The 22,924-nt window shown below is 76.0% G+C and carries 22 protein-coding genes; 6 read left to right on the top strand and 16 right to left on the bottom strand.

All coding sequences use genetic code 11. From position 1 onward, the window contains the following. Window position 1 precedes the first annotated feature (1 nt). The 3 genes from ppdK to IU369_RS09315 are packed head-to-tail and all read right to left on the bottom strand — an operon-like array spanning window position 2 to window position 5,625. Complete coding sequence (gene ppdK, locus IU369_RS09325; protein ID WP_246551405.1) at window positions 2–2,656, bottom strand: pyruvate, phosphate dikinase; 2,655 nt, start codon at window positions 2,654–2,656, stop codon at window positions 2–4. Window positions 2,657–2,660: 4 nt separating this feature from the next. Continuing rightward, complete coding sequence (gene glyS, locus IU369_RS09320; protein ID WP_217924298.1) at window positions 2,661–4,754, bottom strand: glycine--tRNA ligase subunit beta; 2,094 nt, start codon at window positions 4,752–4,754, stop codon at window positions 2,661–2,663. Further along, window positions 4,747–5,625: a glycine--tRNA ligase subunit alpha gene (locus IU369_RS09315; protein WP_246551403.1), complete on the bottom strand. Its 879-nt coding sequence runs from the start codon at window positions 5,623–5,625 to the stop codon at window positions 4,747–4,749. The genes glyS and IU369_RS09315 overlap by 8 nt, the downstream gene beginning before the upstream one ends. A 100-nt stretch (window positions 5,626–5,725) precedes the next feature. On the opposite strand from IU369_RS09315, the gene IU369_RS09310 reads away from it, so the two are divergent. Next, window positions 5,726–7,987 (top strand): winged helix-turn-helix domain-containing protein, encoded by a 2,262-nt coding sequence (locus IU369_RS09310; protein ID WP_217924296.1) that lies wholly within the window; start codon window positions 5,726–5,728, stop codon window positions 7,985–7,987. A 1-nt stretch (window position 7,988) separates the two neighbouring features. Here IU369_RS09310 and IU369_RS09305 read toward each other — a convergent pair whose 3' ends face one another. Continuing rightward, window positions 7,989–8,921, bottom strand: coding sequence for an AraC family transcriptional regulator (locus IU369_RS09305; protein WP_217924295.1), 933 nt, complete (start codon window positions 8,919–8,921; stop codon window positions 7,989–7,991). A 111-nt stretch (window positions 8,922–9,032) separates the two neighbouring features. Here IU369_RS09305 and IU369_RS09300 point away from each other — a divergent pair, with 111 nt between their 5' ends. Then, complete coding sequence (locus IU369_RS09300; RefSeq protein WP_217924294.1) at window positions 9,033–9,911, top strand: NAD(P)H-binding protein; 879 nt, start codon at window positions 9,033–9,035, stop codon at window positions 9,909–9,911. 63 nt (window positions 9,912–9,974) lie between these two features. Here IU369_RS09300 and IU369_RS09295 read toward each other — a convergent pair whose 3' ends face one another. The 5 genes from IU369_RS09295 to recO all read right to left on the bottom strand — a co-directional run bounded on the left by IU369_RS09295 (window position 9,975) and on the right by recO (window position 14,855). Then, window positions 9,975–12,140 (bottom strand): MMPL family transporter, encoded by a 2,166-nt coding sequence (locus IU369_RS09295; RefSeq protein WP_217924293.1) that lies wholly within the window; start codon window positions 12,138–12,140, stop codon window positions 9,975–9,977. After that, window positions 12,141–12,368 carry a hypothetical protein gene (locus IU369_RS09290; RefSeq protein ID WP_217924292.1) on the bottom strand — a complete coding sequence of 76 codons (228 nt, stop codon included), beginning with the start codon at window positions 12,366–12,368 and terminating at the stop codon, window positions 12,141–12,143. Window positions 12,369–12,513: 145 nt separating this feature from the next. Continuing rightward, window positions 12,514–13,014 carry a hypothetical protein gene (locus IU369_RS09285; RefSeq protein WP_217924291.1) on the bottom strand — a complete coding sequence of 167 codons (501 nt, stop codon included), beginning with the start codon at window positions 13,012–13,014 and terminating at the stop codon, window positions 12,514–12,516. A 143-nt stretch (window positions 13,015–13,157) separates the two neighbouring features. After that, the gene (locus tag IU369_RS09280; RefSeq protein WP_217924290.1) at window positions 13,158–13,982 is read right to left on the bottom strand and encodes a universal stress protein; all 825 of its coding nucleotides are present in this window, start codon (window positions 13,980–13,982) and stop codon (window positions 13,158–13,160) included. Between the two features lie 138 nt (window positions 13,983–14,120). Continuing rightward, a complete protein-coding gene (recO, locus tag IU369_RS09275; protein WP_217924289.1) occupies window positions 14,121–14,855 on the bottom strand; it encodes a DNA repair protein RecO in 735 nt (244 codons plus the stop codon). A 91-nt stretch (window positions 14,856–14,946) separates the two neighbouring features. Between recO and grxC the strand changes: the two genes are divergently transcribed. After that, the gene (gene grxC, locus IU369_RS09270) at window positions 14,947–15,213 is read left to right on the top strand and encodes a glutaredoxin 3 (RefSeq protein WP_217924288.1); all 267 of its coding nucleotides are present in this window, start codon (window positions 14,947–14,949) and stop codon (window positions 15,211–15,213) included. On the opposite strand, the gene IU369_RS09265 is transcribed toward grxC, so the two are convergent. From IU369_RS09265 to IU369_RS09240, 6 genes are read right to left on the bottom strand one after another with little or no spacing between them, the layout of a single operon-like run. Next, window positions 15,210–15,647 carry an ester cyclase gene (locus tag IU369_RS09265; protein ID WP_217924287.1) on the bottom strand — a complete coding sequence of 146 codons (438 nt, stop codon included), beginning with the start codon at window positions 15,645–15,647 and terminating at the stop codon, window positions 15,210–15,212. The genes grxC and IU369_RS09265 overlap by 4 nt on opposite strands. 5 nt (window positions 15,648–15,652) lie before the next feature. Next, window positions 15,653–16,300 (bottom strand): DedA family protein, encoded by a 648-nt coding sequence (locus IU369_RS09260; protein ID WP_217924286.1) that lies wholly within the window; start codon window positions 16,298–16,300, stop codon window positions 15,653–15,655. A gap of 33 nt (window positions 16,301–16,333) precedes the next feature. Beyond that, window positions 16,334–16,726, bottom strand: coding sequence for a hypothetical protein (locus IU369_RS09255; protein WP_217924285.1), 393 nt, complete (start codon window positions 16,724–16,726; stop codon window positions 16,334–16,336). A gap of 46 nt (window positions 16,727–16,772) precedes the next feature. Continuing rightward, window positions 16,773–17,747, bottom strand: coding sequence for a P1 family peptidase (locus tag IU369_RS09250; protein ID WP_217924284.1), 975 nt, complete (start codon window positions 17,745–17,747; stop codon window positions 16,773–16,775). Next, window positions 17,744–18,592 carry a bifunctional DNA-formamidopyrimidine glycosylase/DNA-(apurinic or apyrimidinic site) lyase gene (gene mutM / locus IU369_RS09245; RefSeq protein ID WP_217924283.1) on the bottom strand — a complete coding sequence of 283 codons (849 nt, stop codon included), beginning with the start codon at window positions 18,590–18,592 and terminating at the stop codon, window positions 17,744–17,746. Before mutM ends, IU369_RS09250 begins: the two co-directional genes overlap by 4 nt. Beyond that, on the bottom strand, window positions 18,585–19,904 hold the full coding sequence (locus tag IU369_RS09240; protein ID WP_217924282.1) for a thymidine phosphorylase: 1,320 nt from the start codon (window positions 19,902–19,904) through the stop codon (window positions 18,585–18,587). Before IU369_RS09240 ends, mutM begins: the two co-directional genes overlap by 8 nt. A gap of 78 nt (window positions 19,905–19,982) precedes the next feature. On the opposite strand from IU369_RS09240, the gene IU369_RS09235 reads away from it, so the two are divergent. Beyond that, window positions 19,983–21,344: a PDZ domain-containing protein gene (locus tag IU369_RS09235; RefSeq protein ID WP_217924281.1), complete on the top strand. Its 1,362-nt coding sequence runs from the start codon at window positions 19,983–19,985 to the stop codon at window positions 21,342–21,344. A 32-nt stretch (window positions 21,345–21,376) separates the two neighbouring features. Here IU369_RS09235 and IU369_RS09230 read toward each other — a convergent pair whose 3' ends face one another. Further along, window positions 21,377–21,682, bottom strand: a complete 306-nt coding sequence (locus tag IU369_RS09230) for a hypothetical protein (protein WP_217924280.1) — start codon at window positions 21,680–21,682, stop codon at window positions 21,377–21,379. Between the two features lie 105 nt (window positions 21,683–21,787). On the opposite strand from IU369_RS09230, the gene IU369_RS09225 reads away from it, so the two are divergent. Continuing rightward, window positions 21,788–22,570, top strand: a complete 783-nt coding sequence (locus IU369_RS09225) for a hypothetical protein (protein ID WP_217924279.1) — start codon at window positions 21,788–21,790, stop codon at window positions 22,568–22,570. Window positions 22,571–22,666: 96 nt separating this feature from the next. Next, the gene (locus tag IU369_RS09220; RefSeq protein ID WP_217924278.1) at window positions 22,667–22,882 is read left to right on the top strand and encodes a dodecin family protein; all 216 of its coding nucleotides are present in this window, start codon (window positions 22,667–22,669) and stop codon (window positions 22,880–22,882) included. The last annotated feature ends 42 nt before the right edge of the window (window positions 22,883–22,924 follow it).

Genomic DNA, 22,924 nt, shown 5'->3' with positions numbered 1-22,924 from the left:
GCTACGCCCCGAGCGCCGCGCGCGCCGCCGCGATGCGGGCGGTCTGGACGCGGAACGGAGAGCACGAGACGTAGTCGAGGCCCGCGCCGTGGAAGAACATCACCGACGCCGGGTCGCCGCCGTGCTCGCCGCAGATCCCGAGCTTGATGCCGGGCTTCTCGGCGCGGGACTCCTCCACCGCGATCGCGATCAGCCGCCCCACGCCGTCCTGGTCGATCGTCTCGAACGGGTTGAACGTGATCACGTTGTTCTGCAGGTAGTGCGTCAGGAACTTGTTCTCGGCGTCGTCGCGGCTGAACCCGAGGGTGGTCTGCGTCAGGTCGTTGGTGCCGAACGAGAAGAAGTCGGCCTCGCGGGCGATCTGCGCGGCGCGCAGGGCGGCCCGGGGCAGCTCGATCATCGTCCCCACCGCGTACTCGACGGCCATCCGCTGCTCCAGCAGCACGATCTCGGCGACCTCGATCACCTGGGCCCGCATGATCCGCAGCTCCTCCTCGAAGCCGACGAGCGGGATCATGATCTCGACGATCGGAGCGGCCCCCGTCTCGCGCTTGATCGTGCACGCCGCGGTCATGATCGCCGCGACCTGCATGCGGTAGACGTCGGGCCACTCGATGCCGAGGCGGCAGCCGCGGGTGCCGAGCATCGGGTTGACCTCGTGGAGCTGCTGCACCACGGCGAGCTGCTCGACGGCCTCCGGGTCGGTCCGCCCCGTCGCCTTCGCGACCGCGACGCGCTCCGACAGCTCGATCAGGCTCGGCAGGAACTCGTGGAGCGGCGGGTCGAGCAGCCGGATCGTGACGGGCAGGCCCGCCATCGCCCGGAAGATCCCCTCGAAGTCGCTCGTCTGGAAGACGCGGAGCTGGTCGAGGTACGGGACCCGGTCGGCGGCGTCCTCGGCCATGATCATGCTCTGCACGATCGGCAGGCGGTCGTCCCCCTGGAACATGTGCTCGGTGCGGCAGAGGCCGATCCCCTCCGCCCCGAAGGCGCGGGCGCGCGCGGCGTCGTCGGGGGTGTCGGCGTTCGCGCGCACCGCCATCGTGCGGGCGCGGTCCGCCCACTCGAGGATCGTCTGCAGGAACGGGTTGTCCGGGTCCGGGGGCACGAGCGGAGCGTCGCCCGCGAAGACGGTGCCGGTGGTCCCGTCGATGGTGATGCGGTCGCCCTCGCGGAAGGTCTCGGACCCGATCCGCATGGTGCCGTCGTCACCGAAGCGGATGGCGGTGACGCCACAGACGGCGGGCTTGCCCATCCCGACGGCGACGATCGCGGCGTGGCTCGTCTTGCCGCCGCGGGCGGTGAGGATGCCCTGCGCCTCGATCATCCCGTGGAAGTCGTCGGGGGTGGTCTCGTCGCGGACGAGGACCACCTGCTCGCCGGCCTTGCCGAGCCGCTCCGCCTCGTCGGCGGTGAAGACGACGGCGCCGACGGCGGCCCCCGGGGACGCGTTCACGCCCTTCGCGAGGGGGGTCGACGCGCGCTCCAGGTCGAGCTGGGGCAGCAGGAGCTGGCGTACCTGGTCCGGCTCGACCAGCGACGTCAGGGCCTCCTGCTCGGAGAGGACGCCCTCGGCCACGAGGTCCACCGCGATCCGCACCATGGCCTGCGCGCTGCGCTTGCCGTTGCGGGTCTGCAGCATGTAGAGCGCGCCGTCCTCGATGGTGAACTCGACGTCCTGCATGTTCCGGTACGTCTGCTCGAGGTGGTCCATCGTGCGGATCAGCTGGTCGTAGGCCTCGGGGATCTCGTCCCTCAGCTCGACCAGCGGCCGCGGGGTGCGGATGCCGGCGACGACGTCCTCGCCCTGGGCGTTGATGAGGAAGTCGCCGAAGGGCTCCCCCTTCTCCCCCGTCACGTTGTTGCGGGTGAACGCGACGCCGGTGCCCGAGTTCGGGCCCGTGTTGCCGAACACCATCTGCTGCACGTTGACGGCGGTGCCGAGGTCGTGGTCGATGCGGTTCAGGCGGCGGTAGTCGCGGGCCCGCCGGTTGTCCCACGACTCGAAGACCGCGCGGATCGCGGCGTCGAGCTGGGCGCGGGGATCCTGCGGGAACGCCTCGCCCCGGTGCTCGCGGTAGATGTCCTTGAAGATCTCGACGAGGCTCGTCAGGTCGGCGGCCGTCAGGTCGACGTCCTGCTCCACCCGGCGCCGGTGCTTCATCTGGTTCAGCGCCCGCTCGAAGTGCTCCTTCGGGACCTCGGCGACGACGTCGCCGAACATCTGGATGAAGCGGCGGTACGAGTCGTACGCGAACCGGGGGTTGCCGGTGCGGGCGGCGAGCCCCTCGACGCTGATGTCGTTCAGGCCGAGGTTGAGGACGGTGTCCATCATCCCCGGCATCGAGAACTTGGCGCCGCTGCGCACCGACACCAGCAGGGGGTTCTCGGCGTCGCCGAGGCGCTTGCCGACGGCCTGCTCGAGCGCCTCCAGGTGGGCCGTGACCTCGCGGGTCAGCCCGAGCGGGAAGGCGTGCCCGCCCCGCAGGTACTCGATGCAGGTCTCGGTGGTGATGGTGAAGCCCTTGGGGACCGGCAGCCCGAGCCGGGTCATCTCGGCGACGTTCGCGCCCTTCCCGCCGAGCAGGTCGCGCATCTCGCGACCACCCTCGGAGAAGTCGTACACCCGCTTGGTGATCACCCCGGTGGTCCCCACCCGATCAGCCTCCCACGTCGGTCACCCGGTCGAAGTCCGCGACCCCCGAGAGGACCCGGGACGCGTCCCGGATCAACCCGTACCTGCGCGCCCGCACGCCGGGGTCCTCGGCGTTGACGAGCACGTCGACGAAGAAGCGGTCGACGGCCCCCGCGAGCTCGGCGGCGGCGGCCAGCGCGGCCCCGGGGTCGCGCGCGGCGCGGGCCCCCTCGACGCGCGGGCGCGCCGCGGCGACGGCGTCGCGCAGCGCGGCCTCACCTGGGTCGTCGTCGGGCGGGGCCTCCGGGGTGCCGGCGTCGGGGCCCTTGCGGGCGAGGCGCACGAGGCGGGTGCTCGCCGTCCACGCGGCGCGGAAGTCGTCGCCGTCGCGCGCGGCGTCGAGCGCGCGCGCCCACTCCGCGGTGATCGCCGGGCCGCCGAGGCCGGCGCCGATCGCCGCCGCGACCGCCTCCGCCCCCACGCCCTCGCGGCCGAGGACGTAGACCAGGCGGTCGCCGAGGAAGGCGTCGACCGCGTCCACCGTCCGCTCGCGGTCGAGGACGAGGTCGGCGCCCTGGTCGGCGAGGCGCCCGTGCGCAGCGGCGACGAGCAGGCGCAGGTCGGCGTCCCAGCCGCGGTCGAGCGCGATGCGGATCAGCCCGAGGGCGGCGCGGCGCAGCCCGTAGGGGTCCTTCGAGCCCGTCGGCGCCTCGTCGACCGCGAACGCGCCGGCGAGGTTGTCGACCCGCTCGGCGGCGGCCAGCAGGGCCCCCGCGGCGCTGCCCGGCACCGGCGAGTCGGCGCCCTCGGGCAGGTACTGCTCCTCGACCGCGGTCGCGACGGCGTCGTCGATGCCGGCGCGACGGGCGTACTCGGCCGCGACGTACCCCTGCAGCTCCGAGAACTCCGCGACGAGCACGGCCCCCTGGTCGACCTTGGCGAGCCGGGCGGCGTGCTCGGCCTGCGCGCGGACGGCGTCGTCCGCGCCGACGGCCGCGGCCAGCTCGGCGACGCCCGCGACGAGGCGCGCGCGCTTCTGCGCCATGGTGCCGAGGCGCTTGTGGAACACGATCGCGTCGAGCCGCGCGTCGAGGTCGTCGAGCCCGGCCTCGAGGTCCTTGTCGAACGAGAACTCGGCGTCCTGGAGGCGGGCGTCGAGGACGCCCTCGTTCCCGCGGGTGATCACGTCGGCGTGCGCCGGGTCGCCGTTCGAGACGGCGAGGAACGCCGGGAGCAGGCCGCCGGAGCCGTCCTCGAGGGGGAAGTAGCGCTGGTGCCCCTGCATCGCGGTCACGAGCACCCGCGCGGGCAGGCGCAGGTGGCGCTCGTGGAACGCGCCGGTGATGACGCTCGGGCGCTCGACGAGGAAGACGACCTCCTCCATCTTGCCGCCGGGGTCGCTCCACGTGCCGCCCACCGCGCGCGCCGCCTCGTCGAGGCCCGCGACGATCTCCGCGCGGCGGGCGTCGTGGCTCGCGATCACGCCGACGGCCTCGAGCGCCGCGGCGTAGTCGCCGGGCGCCCCGATCACGGTGGGGCCGCCGAGGAAGCGGTGCCCCTGGCTGACGTCGCCCGCGCGCAGGCCGTGCAGGTCGAAGGGGATCGTCCGCTCGTCGAGCTTCGCCACGATCCACCGCACCGGCCGGGAGAACCGGAGGCCGGTCCCGTCGCCCCAGCGCATCGTCTTCGAGAAGCGCAGGCCGTCGACGAGCCGGGCGGCGATGTCCGGGACGAGCTCGTCGACCGGCCGCCCCTCGGAGCTCAGCTCCGCCACCACGAACTCACGGCCGTCGATCTCGCGGACCACGAGGTCGGCGACGGCGACACCCTGGCCGCGGGCGAAGCCCTCCGCGGCCTTCGTCGGGGCCCCGTCGGCGCCGAAGGCGGCGCGGGCGGCGGGCCCCCGGACGGTGCGGGTGCGGGCCGCCAGCTCGGCCGGGAGGCCGTGCGCGACGACGGCGAAGCGGCGGGGCGCGACGGACACCTCGATCGACGCGGGCGCGTCCAGGCCGAGGGCCTCGACCGCGGCCGCGACGAGTCCGGGGGCCTGCTCCACGATCTCGCGGCACGCGCTGGAGGGGAGCTCCTCGCAGCCGATCTCGAGCAGCAGGTCAGGCATCCGCGGGCTCCTCCGCGGCGGGCGCGACCAGCTCGAGGTAGGCCCGGGCGCACCGGGCGGCGAGCGCCCGCACCCGCCAGATGTAGGCGCCGCGCTCGGTGACGCTGACGACGCCGCGGGCGTCGAGCAGGTTGAAGGCGTGGCTGCACTTCAGCACCTGGTCGTAGGCCGGCAGCACCAGCCCCTCCTCGAGGCACCGCCCGCACTCCGCCTCGTGGCGCGCGAACGCGTCGAACAGGGCGGCCGTGTCGGCGACCTCGAAGTTGTACCGGCTCCACTGGGCCTCGTTGCGCTGGTAGAGCTGCCCGTAGGTGATGCCGTGGCCCCACTCCAGGTCGTACACCGAGCGGACGTCCTGGAGGTACATCGCGATCCGCTCGAGGCCGTAGGTCAGCTCGACCGAGATCGGCGTCAGGTCGATGCCGCCGGCCTGCTGGAAGTAGGTGAACTGGGTGATCTCCATCCCGTCCATCCACACCTCCCACCCGAGGCCCCACGCGCCGAGGGTCGGGCCCTCCCAGTCGTCCTCGACGAAGCGGATGTCGTGCTCCTCCGGGCGGATGCCGAGGGCGCGGAGCGACTCGAGGTACAGGTCCTGCACGTCGTCCGGCGACGGCTTCAGGAGCACCTGGTACTGGAAGTAGTGCTGCAGGCGGAACGGGTTCTCGCCGTAGCGGCCGTCGGTCGGGCGGATCGACGGCTCGACGTACGCCACCCGCCACGGCTCCGGGCCGAGGGAGCGGAGCAGCGTGAACGGGTTGAACGTGCCCGCGCCGACCTCCGTGTGGTACGGCGTCGTGACCAGGCAGCCCTGGTCCGCCCAGTAGCCGGAGAGGCGCGCGATGACGTCCTGGAAGCTGGCCCCCGACACGACCGGGGAGTGTACCCGTGCGGCGCGGGCGTTCGGCGGCGGTGACGGCGCGCGGGGTCCCTTGACCGATCGTCCGCGCCGCGCGTCAATATCGGGACCGATGACCACCGTCGCCGGACCCCCGCTCATCGAGACCAAGCTGCGGCCGCCGGACCGGCGGGCCGGTCTCGTCCCGCGCGCCGACCTGGTCGCCCGGCTCGGGGCCGCGGTCGACGCCCACCGGCTCACCGTGATCAGCGCCGCCGCCGGCTGGGGCAAGACCACCCTCGTCGGCGACTGGCTCGGGACGGTCGACCTGCCGACGGCCTGGGTGGCCCTCGACCCCTCCGACAACGACCCCGCCCGTTTCTGGCGCTACCTCTCCGAGGCCCTCGCCCGCGCCGGCGTCACCCTCGACGCCCAGGCCGTCGGGGCGCTCTCGGGCGAGGACGACACCCGGGAGGTCGGGTTGTCGGAGCTCATCAACGCCGTCGCCGGCGCCCCGCGGCGCACCGTGATCGCCCTCGACGACTACCACGTGATCACCGAGCCGGGCATCAACGCGTCCCTCGCGTTCCTCGTGCCCCGCCTCCCGGACACGCTGCGCATCGTCCTCACGACCCGCACCGATCCGCCGATCGGCCTCGGCCGTCTACGCGCACGGGGCGACCTGGCGGAGATCCGGGCCGACGACCTCCGCTTCAGCGCCCCCGAGGCCGCGCGCCTCCTGCGCGACGCGACGGGCGCCGACCTCGGCGACGACGCCGTCGAGAGCCTCCGCGCCCGCACCGAGGGGTGGGCCGCCGGCCTCTACCTCGCCGGCCTGTCCCTGCGCGGCCGCGACGACGCCGCCGGGTTCATCGACGCGTTCGCGGGCGACGACCGCATGGTCGTCGACTACCTGGCGTCCGAGGTGCTCGAGGGCCAGCCGCCCGCGCGGCGGGACTTCCTCATGCGCACGTCGGTCCTCGGACGCCTCAGCGGACCCCTCTGCGACGCCGTGGCCGGCACGAGCGGGTCGGCGCAGGTGCTGGCCGAGCTGGAGCGCTCCAACCTCTTCCTCGTGCCGCTCGACAGCCGCCGCGAGTGGTACCGCTACCACCACCTGTTCGGCGAGCTGCTGCGCCACGAGCTGATGGTCACCGACCCCGGCGGCGTCGCCGCCCTGCACCGGCGGGCCGGCGCGTGGCACCTCGCCGCCGGGGAGGTCGACGAGGCCGTCCACCACGCCGCCGCCGCGGGCGACCTCGACCACGCCGCCGACCTGATCGCCGCGCACTGGGCGGGGTACGAGCGCAGCGGGTGGACCGCCACCACCCAGCGCTGGCTCGGGCTGCTGCCCGCCTCCCGCGTGCGCGCCGACCCCCGCCTCTGCCTCGCGGAGGCGCTCATCGCGATCAACCTGGGGCGCGGCGACGCCGCCGCCCCATGGCTCGACGCGGCCGAGGCCGCCGCCGCCCGGCCGGACGCCCCCGGCGTGCCCGGGGACACCGCCGCGCTGCTCGCCGCCGGCCGCTCCCTGGTCGCCCTGCTCGGCGGCGACGCCCTCCACGGGGTCGCCACGGGCCGGCGCGCGATGGAGCTCAGCGAGGGCGGCGACCCGTGGACGCGGGCGGTGGCCTGCCTCGCGCTCGGCATCTCCCTCCACTCCACCGACGCGCTCGACGAGGCGTACGGCGTCCTCGAGGAGTGCATCGCCGTCGGCACCGCGGCGGGGGCCCGCGCGGTCACCGTCGTCGCGCTCTGCCACCTCGCCTCGGACGACCTCGAGCGGGGCGACGTCGCGGCCGCCGAACGCCGGGCGCGCGAGGCGATCGACATGGCCGCCGAGGAACGGCACGCCGAGTACCCCCACGCCGCCGGCGCGCACGCCGCGCTGGCGCAGGCGCTCGCCCACCGCGGCGAGCACGGCGCGGCGCGCGAGGAGGCCGACCGGGCCGTGAGCCTCGCCCGGCGGGGCCGCTCGTCGACCGAGACCGCCCACGCCATCACCGTCCGAGCCGAGGTCGCCGCCGCGGCGGGCGACGCCGCCCGCGCCCGCGCCGACCTGGACGAGGTGAGGGCACTGCTCGACGGGGCGATCGGGGCGGACCACATCATGCGCATCGCCCGCCGCGTCGAGGAGGGCCTCGGTGCCGACCGGCCGGCGGCGACCGCGGCGGGCGAGCCCCTCACCGACCGGGAGCTCGCCGTCCTGCGCCGCCTCACCGGCGACGGGTCGATGCGGGAGATCGCCGCCGACCTCTACGTGTCGCACAACACCGTCAAGACCCAGATCCGGGCGGTGTACCGCAAGCTCGGGGTCGCGACGCGCGAGGAGGCCGTCGCCCGCGCCCGCGAGCTCGGCCTGATCGCCCGCCCCCTCGCCGGCGGCACGCGCTGACTCAGCCCGGCGCGGCGCTCCACGCGCGGCGGCGGTGCGCGCCGGGCGGCTCCCCGTACGTGCGCCGGAAGGCGGCGGAGAGGGCGAACTCGCTGCGGTAGCCGACGCGCGCCGCCACGCCGGAGAGCGGCAGGCGGGAGGTGGCCAGCAGGTCGGCGGCGAGCTCCATGCGCCACCCGGTCAGGTAGCCGAGGGGGGGCACCCCCACGAGGGTGGTGAAGCGCCGCGCGAACGCCGCGCGCGACAGGCCGACCTCGGCCGCCAGCCCTGCGACGCTCCACGCCCGCTCCGGGTGCTCGTGCATGAGGCGCAACGCGCGGCCGACCTCGGGGTCCGCGAGGGCGCGGTACCAGGCGGGCGCCTCCGCCCCGGGCCGCGCGAACCACGCCCGCAGCCCCAGCACGAGCACGACGTCCAGCATCCGGTCGAGGACGGTCTGCTGCCCCGGGTCGCCGTTCCGGAGCTCCAGGGCCAGCAGGCGGAGGGCCGCCCGCAGCCCGTCGGCGTCGGCGAGCGACCCCGCCGGGAGGTGCACGACCGCCGGCAGGACGGCGAGCAGCTGGTCGCAGAGCGCGCCCTCGAAGGTGTACGCCCCGCAGATGAGCCGGGCCGCCGGTCCGTCCCCCGGGATGGTCACCCGGCGCCCCTCGCCCCAGCGGGCGGTCGCCTCGGCCACCGGCACCGCCTCCGCCGCGGCCCCGTCGGACGACAGCCGGTGCGGCCCGCGGGCCGTCAGCAGCAGGAGGTCGCCGGGCAGGCCGCGCACCGGGGGCGCGCCGTCGCGGGTGAGCCAGACCTCCCCCTCGAGGACGGCGTGGACGATGAGGGGGGACGGTACGTCCACCTCGAGGCCCCAGGGCGCGGCCGCCGACGTGTGCGCGACGACGGCGCCGCGGGCGTGGGCGCGCATCAGCAGGTCGGCGAGGACGTCCACGCACCGACCGTATCCCGGCGAGCGCATCCGGTGCCCACCGTGAGACGTCCGCACATGGATCGGCGCTCATGACGCATTCCGCCGCTCGCGTGGACGCAGCACCCTGGAGGGATGGGCACACCGAGCGAGGAGGACACGATGGACCACCACCTGATCCTGGGCGGCACGGGGACGACGGGGCGGCGCGTCGCCCGGCTGCTGGCCGGGCGAGGGGAGCCGGTCGTCACGGCGGCGCGCACCCCGGGTCCGGCGGCGCCGGGCGTCGCCCCCGTCCACCTCGACTGGGACGAGCCGGCCACCTGGGACCCCGCGCTCGCCGGCGCCCGCTCGCTGTACGTCGTGCCGCCCACCCTCGTGGTCGACGTGGCCCCGCCGGTGATCCTCATGCTCGAGCGCGCGCGGGCGGCGGGGGTGGGTCGCGTCGTGGTGCTGAGCGCCCGCGGGGCCGAGCGCGCCCCCGGCAGCCCCCTCGACCGTGCGGAGGCCGCGACGCGGTCATCCGGGATGCCCTGGGCGGTGGTGCGGCCCACCTGGTTCATGCAGAACTTCTCGGAGGGCATCCACGCCGCGGAGATCACCCGCGGACGGATCTCCGCCCCCACCGGGGAGGGGGCCGCGCCCTTCGTCGACGCCGAGGACATCGCGGCGGTCGTCGTCGCCCTGCTCACCGGCGACGCCCCCCTCGGGCGCGCCTACGACCTGTCGGGACCGTCGGCCCTCACCATGGCCGAGGTGGCCGATGCGATCGCGGCGGTCGCCGGCTTCCCCGTCCGCCACGACGACGCCGACCCGGATGCCTGGCAGGTCGCGGTGCGGGAGGCCGGGGTCCCCGCCGACTACGCGCCCCTGCTCGCGATGCTCTACGGGGTCGTCCGCGCCGGCGCCGACGCGCACCTGTCGGACGGGGTCGTCGCGGCCACGGGGCGCCCGCCCGGCTCCTTCGCGGCGTTCGCCGCCCGGGAGGCGGCCTCCTGGCGGCGCGCCGCGTGACGCCCGCGCGCCACGGGCCCGGCGTCGGCCGGGCCCGTGGCGGTGCCGTCGGTGGCGGGGGGCTCAGGCCCGGGCGGGCTGCACCTCGTCGCCGGGGCCGTCGGCCGACTCGCTGAAGCCGATCCGCCGGTGCAGGCGGCGCAGGGGGGCCGGGGCCCACCAGTTCCAGCGGCCGAACATGGCCATCAGCGAGGGGACGAGCAGCGCCCGGATGATCGTCGCGTCGATGAGGACCGCGAGGGCGGTGCCGACGCCGAGCTCCTTGATCAGGGTGATCTGGGAGGTCGCGAACGCGCCGATGGCGATGGCGAACAGCAGGGCGGCGGCCGTGACGATCCGTCCGGTGCGCTGCAGGCCGAGGGCGACGGCGTCCTTGGTGTCCGCCCCGGCGTCGTGGGCCTCCTTGATGCGGGAGAGCAGGAAGACCGCGTAGTCGGTGGACAGGCCGAACGCCAGCGCGCCGAGGAGGATCGGCTGGGTCAGGTCCAGCGCCCCGACGCTGTCGTAGTTGAGCAGCCCCTCCAGGCGGCCGTCCTGGAAGATCCAGACGAGGATCCCGAGGGTGGCGCCGAGCGTGAGCAGGTTCATGATCACGGCCTTCACCGGCAGGATCACCGACCCGGTCATGACGAACAGGGCGACGATCGTCGTGATCGCGATGATCAGGATCGCCCAGGGCAGGTGCGCCGCGAGGCTGTCCTTCTGGTCCACGAAGCTCGCCGCGAGGCCGCCGACGTCGGTCGGGAACGGCGCGGGCGTGTCGCGGATGTCCGTGACGAGCCCCTGTGCGAGCTCGGAGAGCCCGCCCTCGGCGGCGAACACGTCCACCCGCCAGACCCCGTCGCCGACGACGGCGGGCTGGGTGACCGCGACGACGCCGGGCAGCCGCCGCAGGTCGTCGGCGTAGGCGCCGAGGGCCGCCGCGGCCTCGGGGGTGTCGGGGGCGGAGATCGCCAGGAAGTTCGGCTGGGAGCGGTCCTCGGGGAACTCGTCGGCGATCGTGTCGGAGACCTGGCGGGCGCTGGCGCTGGTGGGCAGGACGCTCGCGTCGACCGAGGTGAAGTTGATGCCGAAGGCCGGGAGCGCGACGACGATCAGGGCGATCGAGGTGACCGCGGCGACGGGGCCGGGCCGGCGCATGACGGCCCGCGACAGGCGGTACCAGAAGCCGGAGGTGAGGACCTGGTCGGCCTCCTCGCTGCGGCGGCGCCAGGCCTTCGGGGCGAGGGCGTTGATGCGGGTGCCGAGCAGCATGATCACGGCCGGGAGGACGACGAGGGCGACGACCGCCGCGACGGCGGCGACCATGACGCCGGCGACGCCCATCGAGAACAGGAAGCGCTGCGGGAAGATCATCAGCCCGGCGAGGGCGGCGGCGACGGTGACGGCGCTGAACAGGACGCTCTTGCCGGCGGTGCGCATCGTCCGGGTCATCGCCTCCAGGCCGGGTCCGCGCGTCGCCATCTCCTCCCGGTAGCGGGAGATGATGAGGAGGCTGTAGTCGATCGCGAGGCCGAGGCTCAGGCCGATCGCGAGGTTGAGGGCGTAGACCGAGAGGGTCATGGCCTCGTTGAAGAGCCCGATCGCGAGGAACGAGCCGAAGATCACGACGCCGCCCATCACCGACGGCAGCAGGGCGGCGACCACCCCGCGGAAGACCCAGAGCGACAGCAGGAAGATCAGCGGGAAGGCGATCATCTCGGCCTTCGCGAGGTCCTCCCCGATGATGGTGCCGACCTCCTCGCCGACGACGACGGCGCCGCCGAGGGTGACGTCCGGCTGCCCCTCCAGGGCGGTCCGGATGCGGACGGCGGCGTCCTCGGCCGCGTCGTCGCCGACCGGCCCGAGGAAGGCCGCGACGTACGACTTGGTGCCGTCGGTGGAGATGAGGGAGTCGCCGCCGCCGTTGAACGCGGTGACGACCTGCGCGACGTCGCGGTCGCCGGCGACGGTCGCCGCGGCCCGTTCGACCGCGGCGCGGCCGGCGCCGGTCCGCACGTCGGTCCCGGGTTCGACGAGCGCGATGATCCCGGGGTTCGGGTTGACGCCGGAGGCGTCGCGGAGGCTGTCGCGTGCGGCGACGAACTCGGCGTCGGGGTCCTCGAACCCGGCGCTCGTGAGGTTGCCGGTGAGGGGTCCACCGACGACCACCGCGATCGCGAGGAACGCGACGGCGAGCCCGACGACCCGCCACGGACGGCGGGCGAGCAGTGCGGCGAGACGTGACATCTAGTCCTCCTCGGGGAGTGCGTGCGGTGGCGTGGCGCCCTCGACCCCGATGACCTCGAGGCCCAGGTTGTCGAGCGTGGCGAGGACGTCCCGGACGGGGCGGCCGTCGTCGGCGTCGCCCTCCAGGACGGTGTGACCGGCGGCGAGCTCGCGTCGCAGGCCTGGGAAGCCCAGGCAGAAGCGCTCGCTCATGACCCCCCTGACGGTGATGCGGTACCGCGTGGCCATCGCCCTCGTCCCCCTCGTCGTGCGCCGATGGGAGCAGGCTCCGGGAGGACGGGGTGACCCGTCATCACCCCGGGGTGATTTCACCCGGGGTGAAACGGTGGGGGGCCGCCGGGCGTCCGCGCGCCCTGCGCCCCCCGGACGCCCGTCAGCCGACGGTGAGCGCGGTGTACATCCCCCCGGCGAAGTGGCCGGGGAGGTTGCAGAGCAGCACGTAGTCGCCGGCGGGCAGGTCGACGGTGAGCGTGCCGTCGTCGCCGGGCGCGAGGTCGGCGACCTCGCCGAGGGCGCCGGTCTCGTCGGCCTCGCCGCCGTCGAGCGTGAGGCCGTCGACCCCGTCGGGCGCGGGCACGACCACCATCTCGTGCAGGATCTCCCCGGCGTTGGAGACCGCGAACGTCGCGGGTCCGGCCGGGACGGTCGCGGGGTCCGCGGTGATCCCGAACTCGACCGGACGGCCGAGGACGACGGCGACGGTGGAGGCGGCCTCCGGCGCGGTGGACGCGGGAGCGGTCGTGGCGGGGGCGGACGTCCCGGCCGGCGTGGGGGTCGACGTGTCGGCGTCGTCGTCCCCGCCGCATCCGGCGAGCAGGAGGCTCCCGGCGGCGGCGAGGACCGCGGTCACGGTCAGGAGGGTCCGGTGGCGCATGGGTGATGCTCCTCGTCGGGATGGGCCCGCGGACGCGGGCGCGTGGGCGCGCAGCGTCCCCTCGGGCGCGCCCGCCGGCATCGGGGTCGCGCCCCGGGCGGTGCGGGGAGACCGCACCGCCTCGCGACCGGTGGGGGCGCCCCTCAGGGGCGGACGACGAGCACGGACGACGCCGCCCGGTGCGCGACGCGCTCGCTCACGCTCCCGAGTGCCCGTAGCCCCGCGGCGCCCCGGGACCCGACGACCAGGAGGTCGGCCCGGCTCGCGGCGTCGATGAGCGCGTCGACGGGGCGGTGGTGGACGACCGTCACGGCGTGCGGCCCGGCCTGCCGTGCCAGGGCGTCCGCGTCGACGTCCTCGCCACGTGTCGCCACGACGACCGTGAGGTCGCGCGCGGGATCGGCGCAGAGGGCGGCGGCGACCGACAGGGCGTGGAGGGAGGCGTCGGACCCGTCGATGCCGACCGCGACCCGGAGGGGGAAGGCGGCGGGGTCGAACGGCGGCCGGGCGATGAGGACGGATGTCGGCGCGTCGTGGAGGAGCATCGTCGCGACGCTGCCGAGGACGGCCCCGGCGAGGCGCCGGCCGCCGTGGGCCCCGACCGCGATCAGCCGCGCGCCCTCGTCGATCGCCACCTCCCGCAGCTCGTCGTAGGCCCTGCCGGTGACGAGGCGCGTCTCGACGGTGGGGTCCGCGAGCTGCCCTCCCGCCCGGGCGAGGGAGTCGCCCGCCATCTCCCGGACGGCGTCGTGCAGATGCCCGAGGTCGCGCGGGGGCGTCTCGAGGACGTCCCAGAGGATCAGCTCGGGACCCCACCGGCCGGAGACGGCGTCGAGGAAGTGGGTGGCGGCGACGAGCACGACGCGGCCGCGGGGGCCGGCGAGGCGGCCCGCCTGGCGTGAGGCCTCGAAGGACTCGCGCGTCCCGTCCACGCCACACACGACGGTGGGGAACGGCGCCTCGGGCATGATCGTCCTCCTCGGGAATGGCCGGCGGCCGTCCATCCTAGGGTCTCCCGGCGCCTCCGCCGCGGGCGCCGTGGGCGCCCGGGACGGCCGTCCCATCCCCACGGGACGATCACGTCGCGCCGCGACCCGCGGCGCGGGCTACAGGGGCGCCGCGGAGCGCAGCTGCACCCCGAGGTGCTCGCGCAGCACCAGGCCGATGAGGCGCTCGACGCCGGCGGCGTCCCCGGCGGGGACGAGGTCCGGCGCCTCCGCCAGGGGCCTCCCCACCAGGCCGGCGAGCGCGGCGAGCGCCCCGGGCTCCACGGGCTCCGCCCCCGCGCCGCAGTCGGCGCACACGGCGCCCCCCGCGACGGGTGAGAACGCGACGAGGGGGTGCGCGCCTCCGCACCGCGCGCAGCTGCCGAGCACCGGCATGAGGCCGCTGACGATGAGCAGCTTCGCCTGGCAGCCGAGGACGAGGGGGTCGAGGCGCGCCGGGCCGGGCGGGGCGGGGGCCCGGGCGAGGAGGTCGAGGGTGCGCACCAGCAGGTGCCACGCCTCCTCGGACGGCTCGTTCTCGGGCATGACGCGCATCGCCGTCTCGAGGACGCACCCGGCGGCCTGGAGGCGGTGGCCCGCGACCCAGAGACCCGCGTGGGCGTCGATCATCGAGGCGGCGCGAATCGTGCCGAGGTCGCCGCGCCCCTCGTGGATCGTGACCTGCACCCGCACACCCGGCTGGAGGCGGCCGCCCATCTTGGAGGTCGTCCGCCGCGCGCCCTTCGCGATGGCCGACACCCGCCCCCGTTCCCGGGTGGTCAGGGCCAGGACGACGTCGGCCTCCGAGTAGCGGATGCTCCGCAGGACGATCGCCTCGGTGTCGTAGGCCGCCACATCCGGATCATGACGCCCCCGCCGGACCCCGGCCGGGCGGCGGCGCGGCGGCGTGGGGCGGGCCGTGGGGGTGCCTCACTACACTTTTCGTATGACCACACCGCACATCCGCATCTACACCAGCGAGGCCTGCTCGTTCTGCGTGCGCGCCAAGAACCTGCTCACGAGGAAGGGCGTGGACTACGAGGAGGTGCACCTGTCGCGCAGCGACTTCCAGGCGCGCCAGGACCTCGTGCAGCTCACCGGCCGGTACACCGTCCCGCAGATCCTCATCGACGACACCCCGGTGGGCGGGTACGACGACATCAAGGCGCTCGACGACGCGGGGCGCCTCGACGCGATGCTCGGGGTGGCCTAGCCGCCGGGCGGTGGCGGTGCGGGGGTGATGCCGAGCTGCTGCAGCATCCCCAGGTCGTCGCGGGTCGCCCAGTGCTCCGACGACCTCCCGTCCCGGATGCGGAGCATGTGCATGTGCTGGACGCGGAACGACCGCCCCGTCGGGGCCATGCCGAGCAGCTCCCCCAGGTGCGTGCCCGACAGCGTGGCCCGGTAGGCGACGAGGTCGTCGCCGGCGACGATCTCGTGGACCTCCATGTGGATGTCGGGGACACCGGTGCGCAGACGGCCGAGCCGGAGCCGGAAGCCCTCGTAGCCGGGGTCCTCGCCGGGCCAGGCCTCGTGGTTCACGAAGTCGGCGGTGACGAACTCCTCCTCGACCCGGTCGATCTCGCCGCGGTTGAAGAGCACCTCGACGCGCTCGACCGCGAACCGCTTCATGGCGTCGGCGTCCACCGCCGCTACTCCCCGGACGCCCCGGAGCCGAACGCCGCCGCGGCCGCGCGGCGACGGCGGCGGTGGCGCAGCGAGAAGTGGACGATCGCGCCGAGGATGACGACGACGAGGACGTAGTCGAAGTAGTGCAGCGCGTGCTGGAGGTCCTCCCAGTTGTCCCCCACCGCCCGGCCGGCCAGGGCCAGCGCGAGCACCCACGGGATGCAGCCGAGCAGGGTGAGGACCGTGAACCGCCAGAAGGGCATCCGGGCGATGCCCGCGGGGAGCGAGATGAACGTGCGGATGATCGGCAGGCACCGGGAGACGAGCACCGCCCAGCTCCCCCACCGGGCGAACCAGCGGTCGGCGACGTCGAGCCGTTTCGGCGTGATGTGCAGCCAGTGCCAGCGCAGCGCCCACTCGCGCCCCTTGCGCAGGCCCACCCAGTACGCCGCCCACGATCCGATCACGTTGCCGGCGACGCCGGCGGCGACGATCAGGAAGAGGCTCTCGTCGCCGCGGCTGACGAGGAACCCGCCGTAGATCATGATCGCCTCGCTCGGCACCGGGATGCAGGCGCTCTCGAGGATCATCAGCAGGAACACGGCGAGCACGCCGTAGGCGCCGACCTGGTCGGTCGCGAAGTTCACGATGGGCGCGGTCAGATCGGGCACGGCGACGGCGACTCTACTCCGGCGGGCGGCTCATCAGACGGCCGCTCCCGGCGCGCGCCGTGCGACGGCGACGTGCAGGACGGAGTCGGTGAAGACGACGTCGAGCGCCGGCTGCGCCGGGGTCCCCCCGCCGTCCTCGCCCGGGTGCCACTCGGCGCGCACGAAGTCCTCCTCCCGGACCGCCAGGAAGCCCCCGGTGTCGAGCATGAACGCCTCGATGTCGTCGCCGTCCGGGCGCCGCGCCGTCAGCTCCTCCTGGCCGGCCGGCGTCCCCACGAGGACGCCCTTCGCCGCGAGGCGGAACGGGCCGTGCCGGTCCCCGACCCGGAGCTCCACCAGCACCTCGCGGCCTGCCAGGTCCTCGAGCCGGGCGAGCGTCGCGTCGTAGTCGAGCGTCTCGTCGCGCGCATGGGCGTCGGCGGTCATGGTCTGCCTCCTGTCGGCGGGACCCCATCCAAGCACGGACGGGGCGTCAGCCCCCGCCGGGGCCCCCGAGGGAGGCGCGCCGCTCCGCGCCGGTCGGGACGCCGCGGACGGTCGTCGCGGAGCGGACGGCGTCGCGGATCGCCGCCGCCGCCGCCTCGGCCGCCGCCACCCCGCACGCGAACGCGCTCGCCGGCCGGGCGCCGGTGGCGAGGCAGAACGCCGCGTCGCCGTCGATCGTGGTGTGCACCGGCGAGATCGCCCGCGCCATGCCGGCGTGGGACATCCGCGCCACGACCGCCGCATCGGTCTTGGTGAGGGCGCCGTCGGTGACGATGCAGACGAGGGTGGTGTTGCCGCCCGCGGCGAGGCGGGGGTGCTCCGGCGGGTGGGTCACGACCCGCCCGGCGGCGCCGAGGAAACCCGCCTCGGCGTCCCACGCGCCGGCGAGCACCTCGTTGCGCTCGTCGAGCACGTCGCCCCACGCGTTCACGACCGCGAGCGCCGCGACGGTGACGCCGTCGTGCAGGCGCAACGTCGCCGCGCCGAGCCCCCCCTTGCACCAGCCGTCCTGACCGCGGAGCTTCCCGCACGTCGCGCCCGTCCCCGCGCCGACGCTGCCGACGGCGTGCGGCCCCGGTGCGGCGGCCTCGCAGGCGGCGTACCCCTCGGCGGGGCCGGGGCGCCGGGCGTTGCCCGTGATGCCGAGGTCGAAGATGCAGGCGGTCGGGACGATGGGGACGGTCGCCGGCCCCGCCGCGTGACCGAGGCCGCGCTCCTCGCACCACCGCACCACGCCCGACGCGGCGTCGAGCCCGAACGCGCTGCCGCCCGACAGGAGCAGGGCGGTGACCGAGCCGACCGACGCGAGGGGGGCGAGCACGTCGACGTCGCGGGTCGCGGGCCCGCCGCCGCGCACCTCGACGGCGCCGACGGTCCCGGGCCGGGGCAGGATCACGGTGCAGCCCGTCCCGGCCTCCGCGTCCGTCCAGTGGCCGACCCGGACGCCCTCGACGGCGCTCACCACGGGCCGGGCTCCGGCTGGCAGCGGGGGCACCAGTAGGTGCCGCGCTGGGCGACCCGCGTCTTCACGATCGGGGTGCCGCAGCGCGGGCACGGCTCGTCGCGGTGCAGGTGGACGCGCAGGAGGTCCTGCATCCGCCCCTTCTCGCCGAGGCCGTCCCGGTAGGAGTCGATCGACGCCCCGCCGGCGGCGACGGCCGCGGCGAGCCGGTCCCGGATGGCGCGGTGCAGGCGGCGGACCTCGTCGGCGTCGAGGTCGCCCGCGGGGCGCAGGGGGTGGACGCGGGCCTGGAACAGCGCCTCGTCGACGTACATGTTGCCGAGGCCCGCGACGAGCGCCTGGTTGAGGAGGACGGCCTTGATCGGCCCGCGCCGCCCGTCGAGGAGGTCGCCGAGCACCCGGGCGGTGAACCGCGGCGTCAGGGGCTCCACGCCGACCCGGGCGGTCCAGTAGCCCTCCCGCTCGGCGGGGGTGCCGGGCACGATCCACGCCCGGCCGAAGCGCCGCATGTCCCCGAAGGTGAGGGTGCTGCCGTCGTCGAGGTGGAACCGGGCGCGGAGGAAGCGCTCGGGCTCCCCCTCGTCGCCCGCCGCCCGCCAGTGCAGCCGCCCCGTCATCCTCAGGTGGACGGCGAGGGTGTCCCGCCCGTCGAGGTCGATGAGGAGGTACTTGCCGCGCCGGTCGAGGCCCGCGATCCGGCGGCCGGTGACCTCCCGGACGAACTCCTCCGGCGTCGCGGGCGAGACGAGCTTCGGGTCGTGCACCTCGACGCGCGCGAACGCGCGCCCCGGCACCCGGTCGGCGAGCTGGGCGCGGATCGTCTCGACCTCGGGCAGCTCAGGCATCCCCACCCCCCTCCCCCAGCACCAGCGGCCGCGCGTCGGCCGCCGTCTCGCCGATGTGGAACGCGGCCTCGGCCATGTCGCGGGCGCGGGCCCCGGCGCCGTCGTCGCGGGCGTGCACCACGGCGAGGGGCTGGCCCTCGTCGACCGTGTCGCCGGCGGCGACGAGGACCTCGAGCCCCGCCACCGGGTCGATGGACTGCATCGGGTGCAGGCGCCCCGCCCCGAGCCACCGGGCGACCTCGCCGACGGCGCGCCCGTCGACGCGGTGCACGTGGCCGTCGCGCGGCGCCTCGACGTCGATGCGCAGGGGCGCCGCCGGCAGGGCCCCGGGGTCGGTCCAGACGGCCGGGTCGCCGCCCTGCGCCGTCACCCACCGCTCCGCCGTCGCGAGGGCCGTCCCGTCGCCGAGGGCGGCGCGCGCCCGCGCACGGCCCTCACCCACCGGCGCCACCCCGGCGGCCTCCGCGAGGTCCCCCGCCAGGCGGGTCGCGAGCTCGCGCACCCCCGCGTGGCCGGCCCCCCGCAGGACCTCCGCCGCCTCCGCGACCTCGAGGGCGTTGCCGACGGCGCGGCCGAGGGGGCCGTCGGCGTCGACGACCGTCCAGCGGAGGGTGCGCCCCCAGGGGGCGACGACGGCCGCCACGCGCCGCGCGGCCTCCTCGGCCTCGTCGCGGGTCGCCAGCAGCGCCCCGGACCCGCAGCCGACCTGCAGCGCGATCGCGGGGGCGCCCCCCGCGACCAGTCCCGCGGCCATCGACGCCGCCACCAGTCCGGGCGCCGAGATCGTCCCCGTCGCGTCGCGCAGGGCGGCGAGGCGGCGGACGCCGGGGGCGAGGCGGTCGCCGGGCGCCGTCACGGCGATCCCGGTGTCGCGGGCCTGGCGGACGAAGGCGGCGAGCGACAGGTCGGCGTCGAAGCCGGGGATCGCCTCGAGCTTGTCGATCATGCCGCCGGTGTGGCCGAGGCCCCGTTCGGCGGTGGTCGCCACCATCACCCCGAGCGCGGCGGCGAGGGGGGCCGCCACCAGCGGCGCCGCGTCGCCGACCGCCCCCGTCGCCCCGATCTCCCCCACCGGCCCGAGCGCGCCGAGCTCCAGGCGCTCACCGCCGCCGACGAGCGCCCGCGCCATCGCCTCGGCGTGTTCCGGCTCCATCCCCCGCAGGCACGCCGCCATGCACCAGGCGGACATGAGGGCGTCGGAGGAGTCTCCGCCGAGCCAGGAGCGGACGAAGGCCTCGACGCTCGCCGCGTCGACCGGCTCCCCGCGCCGGCTCCGCTCGAGCACCTCGACGGGGGCGAGAGGGGCGGCCATGATCGCGCGGCACTCTACTCCGGGGCACCCGGACCGGGACCGCGGGTGCGGGGGCCGTACGCTGGTAGGGTGGCGGCCGTGCCGAGGGGGTCCACAACCGCGCTCGCGCTCTGCCTGGTGGCCCTCGTGCCCGCGGCGGCGCTCGCCCAGGCCCCGGCGCCGCCGACGACGGCCCCCGCGCCGACCCCGACCGCCCCCGCCGCCGCCCCCAAGCTCGACGGCCTGCGCATGCCGCGGGTCGTCACCGCCCAGCAGGGGCACGCCCGGTTCCTCGTCGGCGTCCGCCTGGCGACCCCCGCGAAGCTCACGGTCCAGGTCATCAAGGCCCGCGACGACTCGGTGGTGCAGACCAGCACCGATGCGACGGCCCGCGCCGCCGGGCGCGCCTACCTGCGCGTCGAGGCGATCGACAGCTCCGGCTTCCAGCTCCTGCGCGGCGCCTACCGCGTCCGCATCCAGGCGACCGACGATCAGGGCCGCGTCTCCGCCGCCGTCGAGGCGCCCTTCACGCTGAAGCTGACGACCCCCCGCGGCCTGTTCCCCGCGTACACGATCCCGCTCTGGAGGACCTTCCAGCGGCAGGCGGGCACGACGACCCCGGGGCAGCTCGTCGTCGTCGTGGGCCCGAAGTCGGCCGCGGCCGTCGCCGGCATCCGCCGCGGCGACGTGATCACGTCGGTCGACGGTCGCCCCGTCGCGACGCCGGGGGCGTGGAGCACCGCGCTGCGGTCGCTGCCCGCCGAGAAGGACGTCGCCGTCGAGCTGGTCCGCGCGGGCGCCCCCCTCTCCGTGACGATGAAGGCCGGCCCCGACTGGGAGGCCGCCCCGGACTACGCGAAGTCGCTGGTCGTCGCGGTGCGCCGCGAGCCGAAGACCATCGCGTACCGGGTGGCGCAGGCGCGGCAGCTCACGGAGGCGGGCAAGCTCGTCGAGGCGCGCGCCGCCGTCGCCGCCTGGCCGGCCGCGTGGCGCGCGAGCGCACCCGGCCAGCTGGTGCAGGCCGAGATCCTGGTGAAGCAGGAGCGCTGGAAGCAGGCCCTCGGGGCCTACAACCGCGCCCGCGCGAAGGACCCGTCGCTCGCCGCCGCAGAGTTCGGCCGTGGCGTCGCCCTGTCGGAGCTCGACAAGGTCGTCCCGTCGGCCCTGGCCTTCGCCGCCGCCGGCCGGCTCGACCCGTCCGACCCCGCGGCGTTCGGCTTCCGGGCGTACGCGTTGCTGCAGCAGACCGACCGCGCCGCCGACGCCGTCACCGAGGCCCAGAAGGCCGTGCGCCTCGACCCCCGGTACGCCGACGGCTTCCTGCCGCTCGGCATCGCGCTGCTCGCCACCGGCGACAAGCCGAACGGCGTGCGGTTCCTGCGTCGCGGCCTGCTCCTGCTGGAGGAGCCCGACCGGGCGAGCCGCCTGATCTCCGAGCACCTGGACCCCACCGACCCGTAGGCGCGTGGTCCCCCGCGGGGGACCGCCCCGCCTCAGATCTCGCCGGTCGGCTCGTTGCCCTCGTCGTAGGTGGACGGGCGGGGACGACGCGTGCGCGGCGCGCGGGTGCGGCCGCCGCCACCGCCGCCGATCCCGCCGACCAGGAACAGGACGGTCAGCACGCCGGCCGCGAGGCCGGCCCACATCTCCCACTGGGTGAGGGGGTTCTCGGCGAAGATCCCGTAGAGCAGGAAGACGGCGAGCACCCCGACGAGGGCGAGCGCCCTCTGCCGCGGGGCGGCGAGGTGCACCACCCACGGGGCGAGGATCGAGATGATCAGCAGGAGGATCGTGCTCACGCGGCGCTCCAGGTGCGTGCCGGGACGGGAACGGCCATCGCGGGAGCGTAGTGGGCGGCGGTCCCCGTCGTCCAGCACGGACCCCGCCGCCGGTACGGTGGTGCGGTGACCGGCGCCCTCGGCCTCCACCTGCTGCAGCACGTCGCCCTCGTCGACTCGCCCCGCCGCTCCGTGCTGGCGCGCCTCGACGACGACGGCCGGCTGACCGACCTGGTGGAGGCCGCCGGCGACGACGAGGTGACCGCGGCGGCGGCCGCGGCGGAGGGGCGCGTGCTGGTCGTCGACGCGCCGCTCGTGGTGCCCGGCGACGCGGGGCGGCGGGACGTCGAGGCCGTCCTCGCCTGGTGCGACGTCACCGCCTTCCCGGTGTCCCGGCGGCGGCTGGTGCAGGTGACGGGGGGCGCCCGCGGGCCCCTGCTCGCCGCGGCGCTGGAGCGACCCGGCCGGCTCCTCGCCGAGGGGCTCCCCGACCTCGTGCTCCGCCAGATCGCGTGGGAGCGGGACCACCCGCCCGGCGCGCCCGCCCTCGACCTCGGCGACTACCGCGCCGCGTGGATCGGCGTCCGCGCCCCCGTGTACCGGCCGAAGGGCACGGGCCGCGCGCGCCCCGACGGCGTGCGGGCGGCGTGGGACCTGCTCGCCGGGGTGGTGGACCTGGCGGGGTGGCGTCCCTCCGCGGCGGCGGACGACTGGAGCGCCATCGCCGACGCCGCCGTCATCGACGCCGTGTGCGGCGCCTACGCGGGCCTGCGGGTCGCGCGGGGGGAGGGCCTCCTCGTCGGGACCCCGGCGCGGGGCATGGTGGCCGTGCCCGCCGGCGCCGACCTGCGGGCGCGGATCGAGGCGACCCTCGTCCGCCTGCGGGCGGAGGGCGCGATCGCGGTCTGAGCCCGCCCGGGGTTGCCCCGGGCCCCGGCCACCGTGATGATCCACACGAGCCCCTCGCGGGCACCGTGACCCCAACCCGGAAAAGGACGGTCCCCCATGGGCAACAGCGTCTACAAGGTGATCGAGATCGTGGGCACCAGCGAGTCGTCGTGGGAGGACGCGACGGCCGCCGCCGTGGCGACCGCCGCGAAGACCCTGCGCGACCTGCGCGTCGCCGAGGTCGTGAAGCAGGACGTCACCATCAACGACGACGGCACGGTCGACCAGTACCGCACCCGTCTGTCGGTGTCGTTCAAGTACCAGGACGACTGAGTCCGGACGGCTCCCCGGCCGGGCGGCGCGGCTCCCGCCGCC

The sequence above is a fragment of the Miltoncostaea oceani genome (assembly GCF_018141545.1).
Lineage (GTDB): Bacteria > Actinomycetota > Thermoleophilia > Miltoncostaeales > Miltoncostaeaceae > Miltoncostaea > Miltoncostaea oceani.
This window is presented reverse-complemented; position numbering and strand designations above follow the sequence as displayed.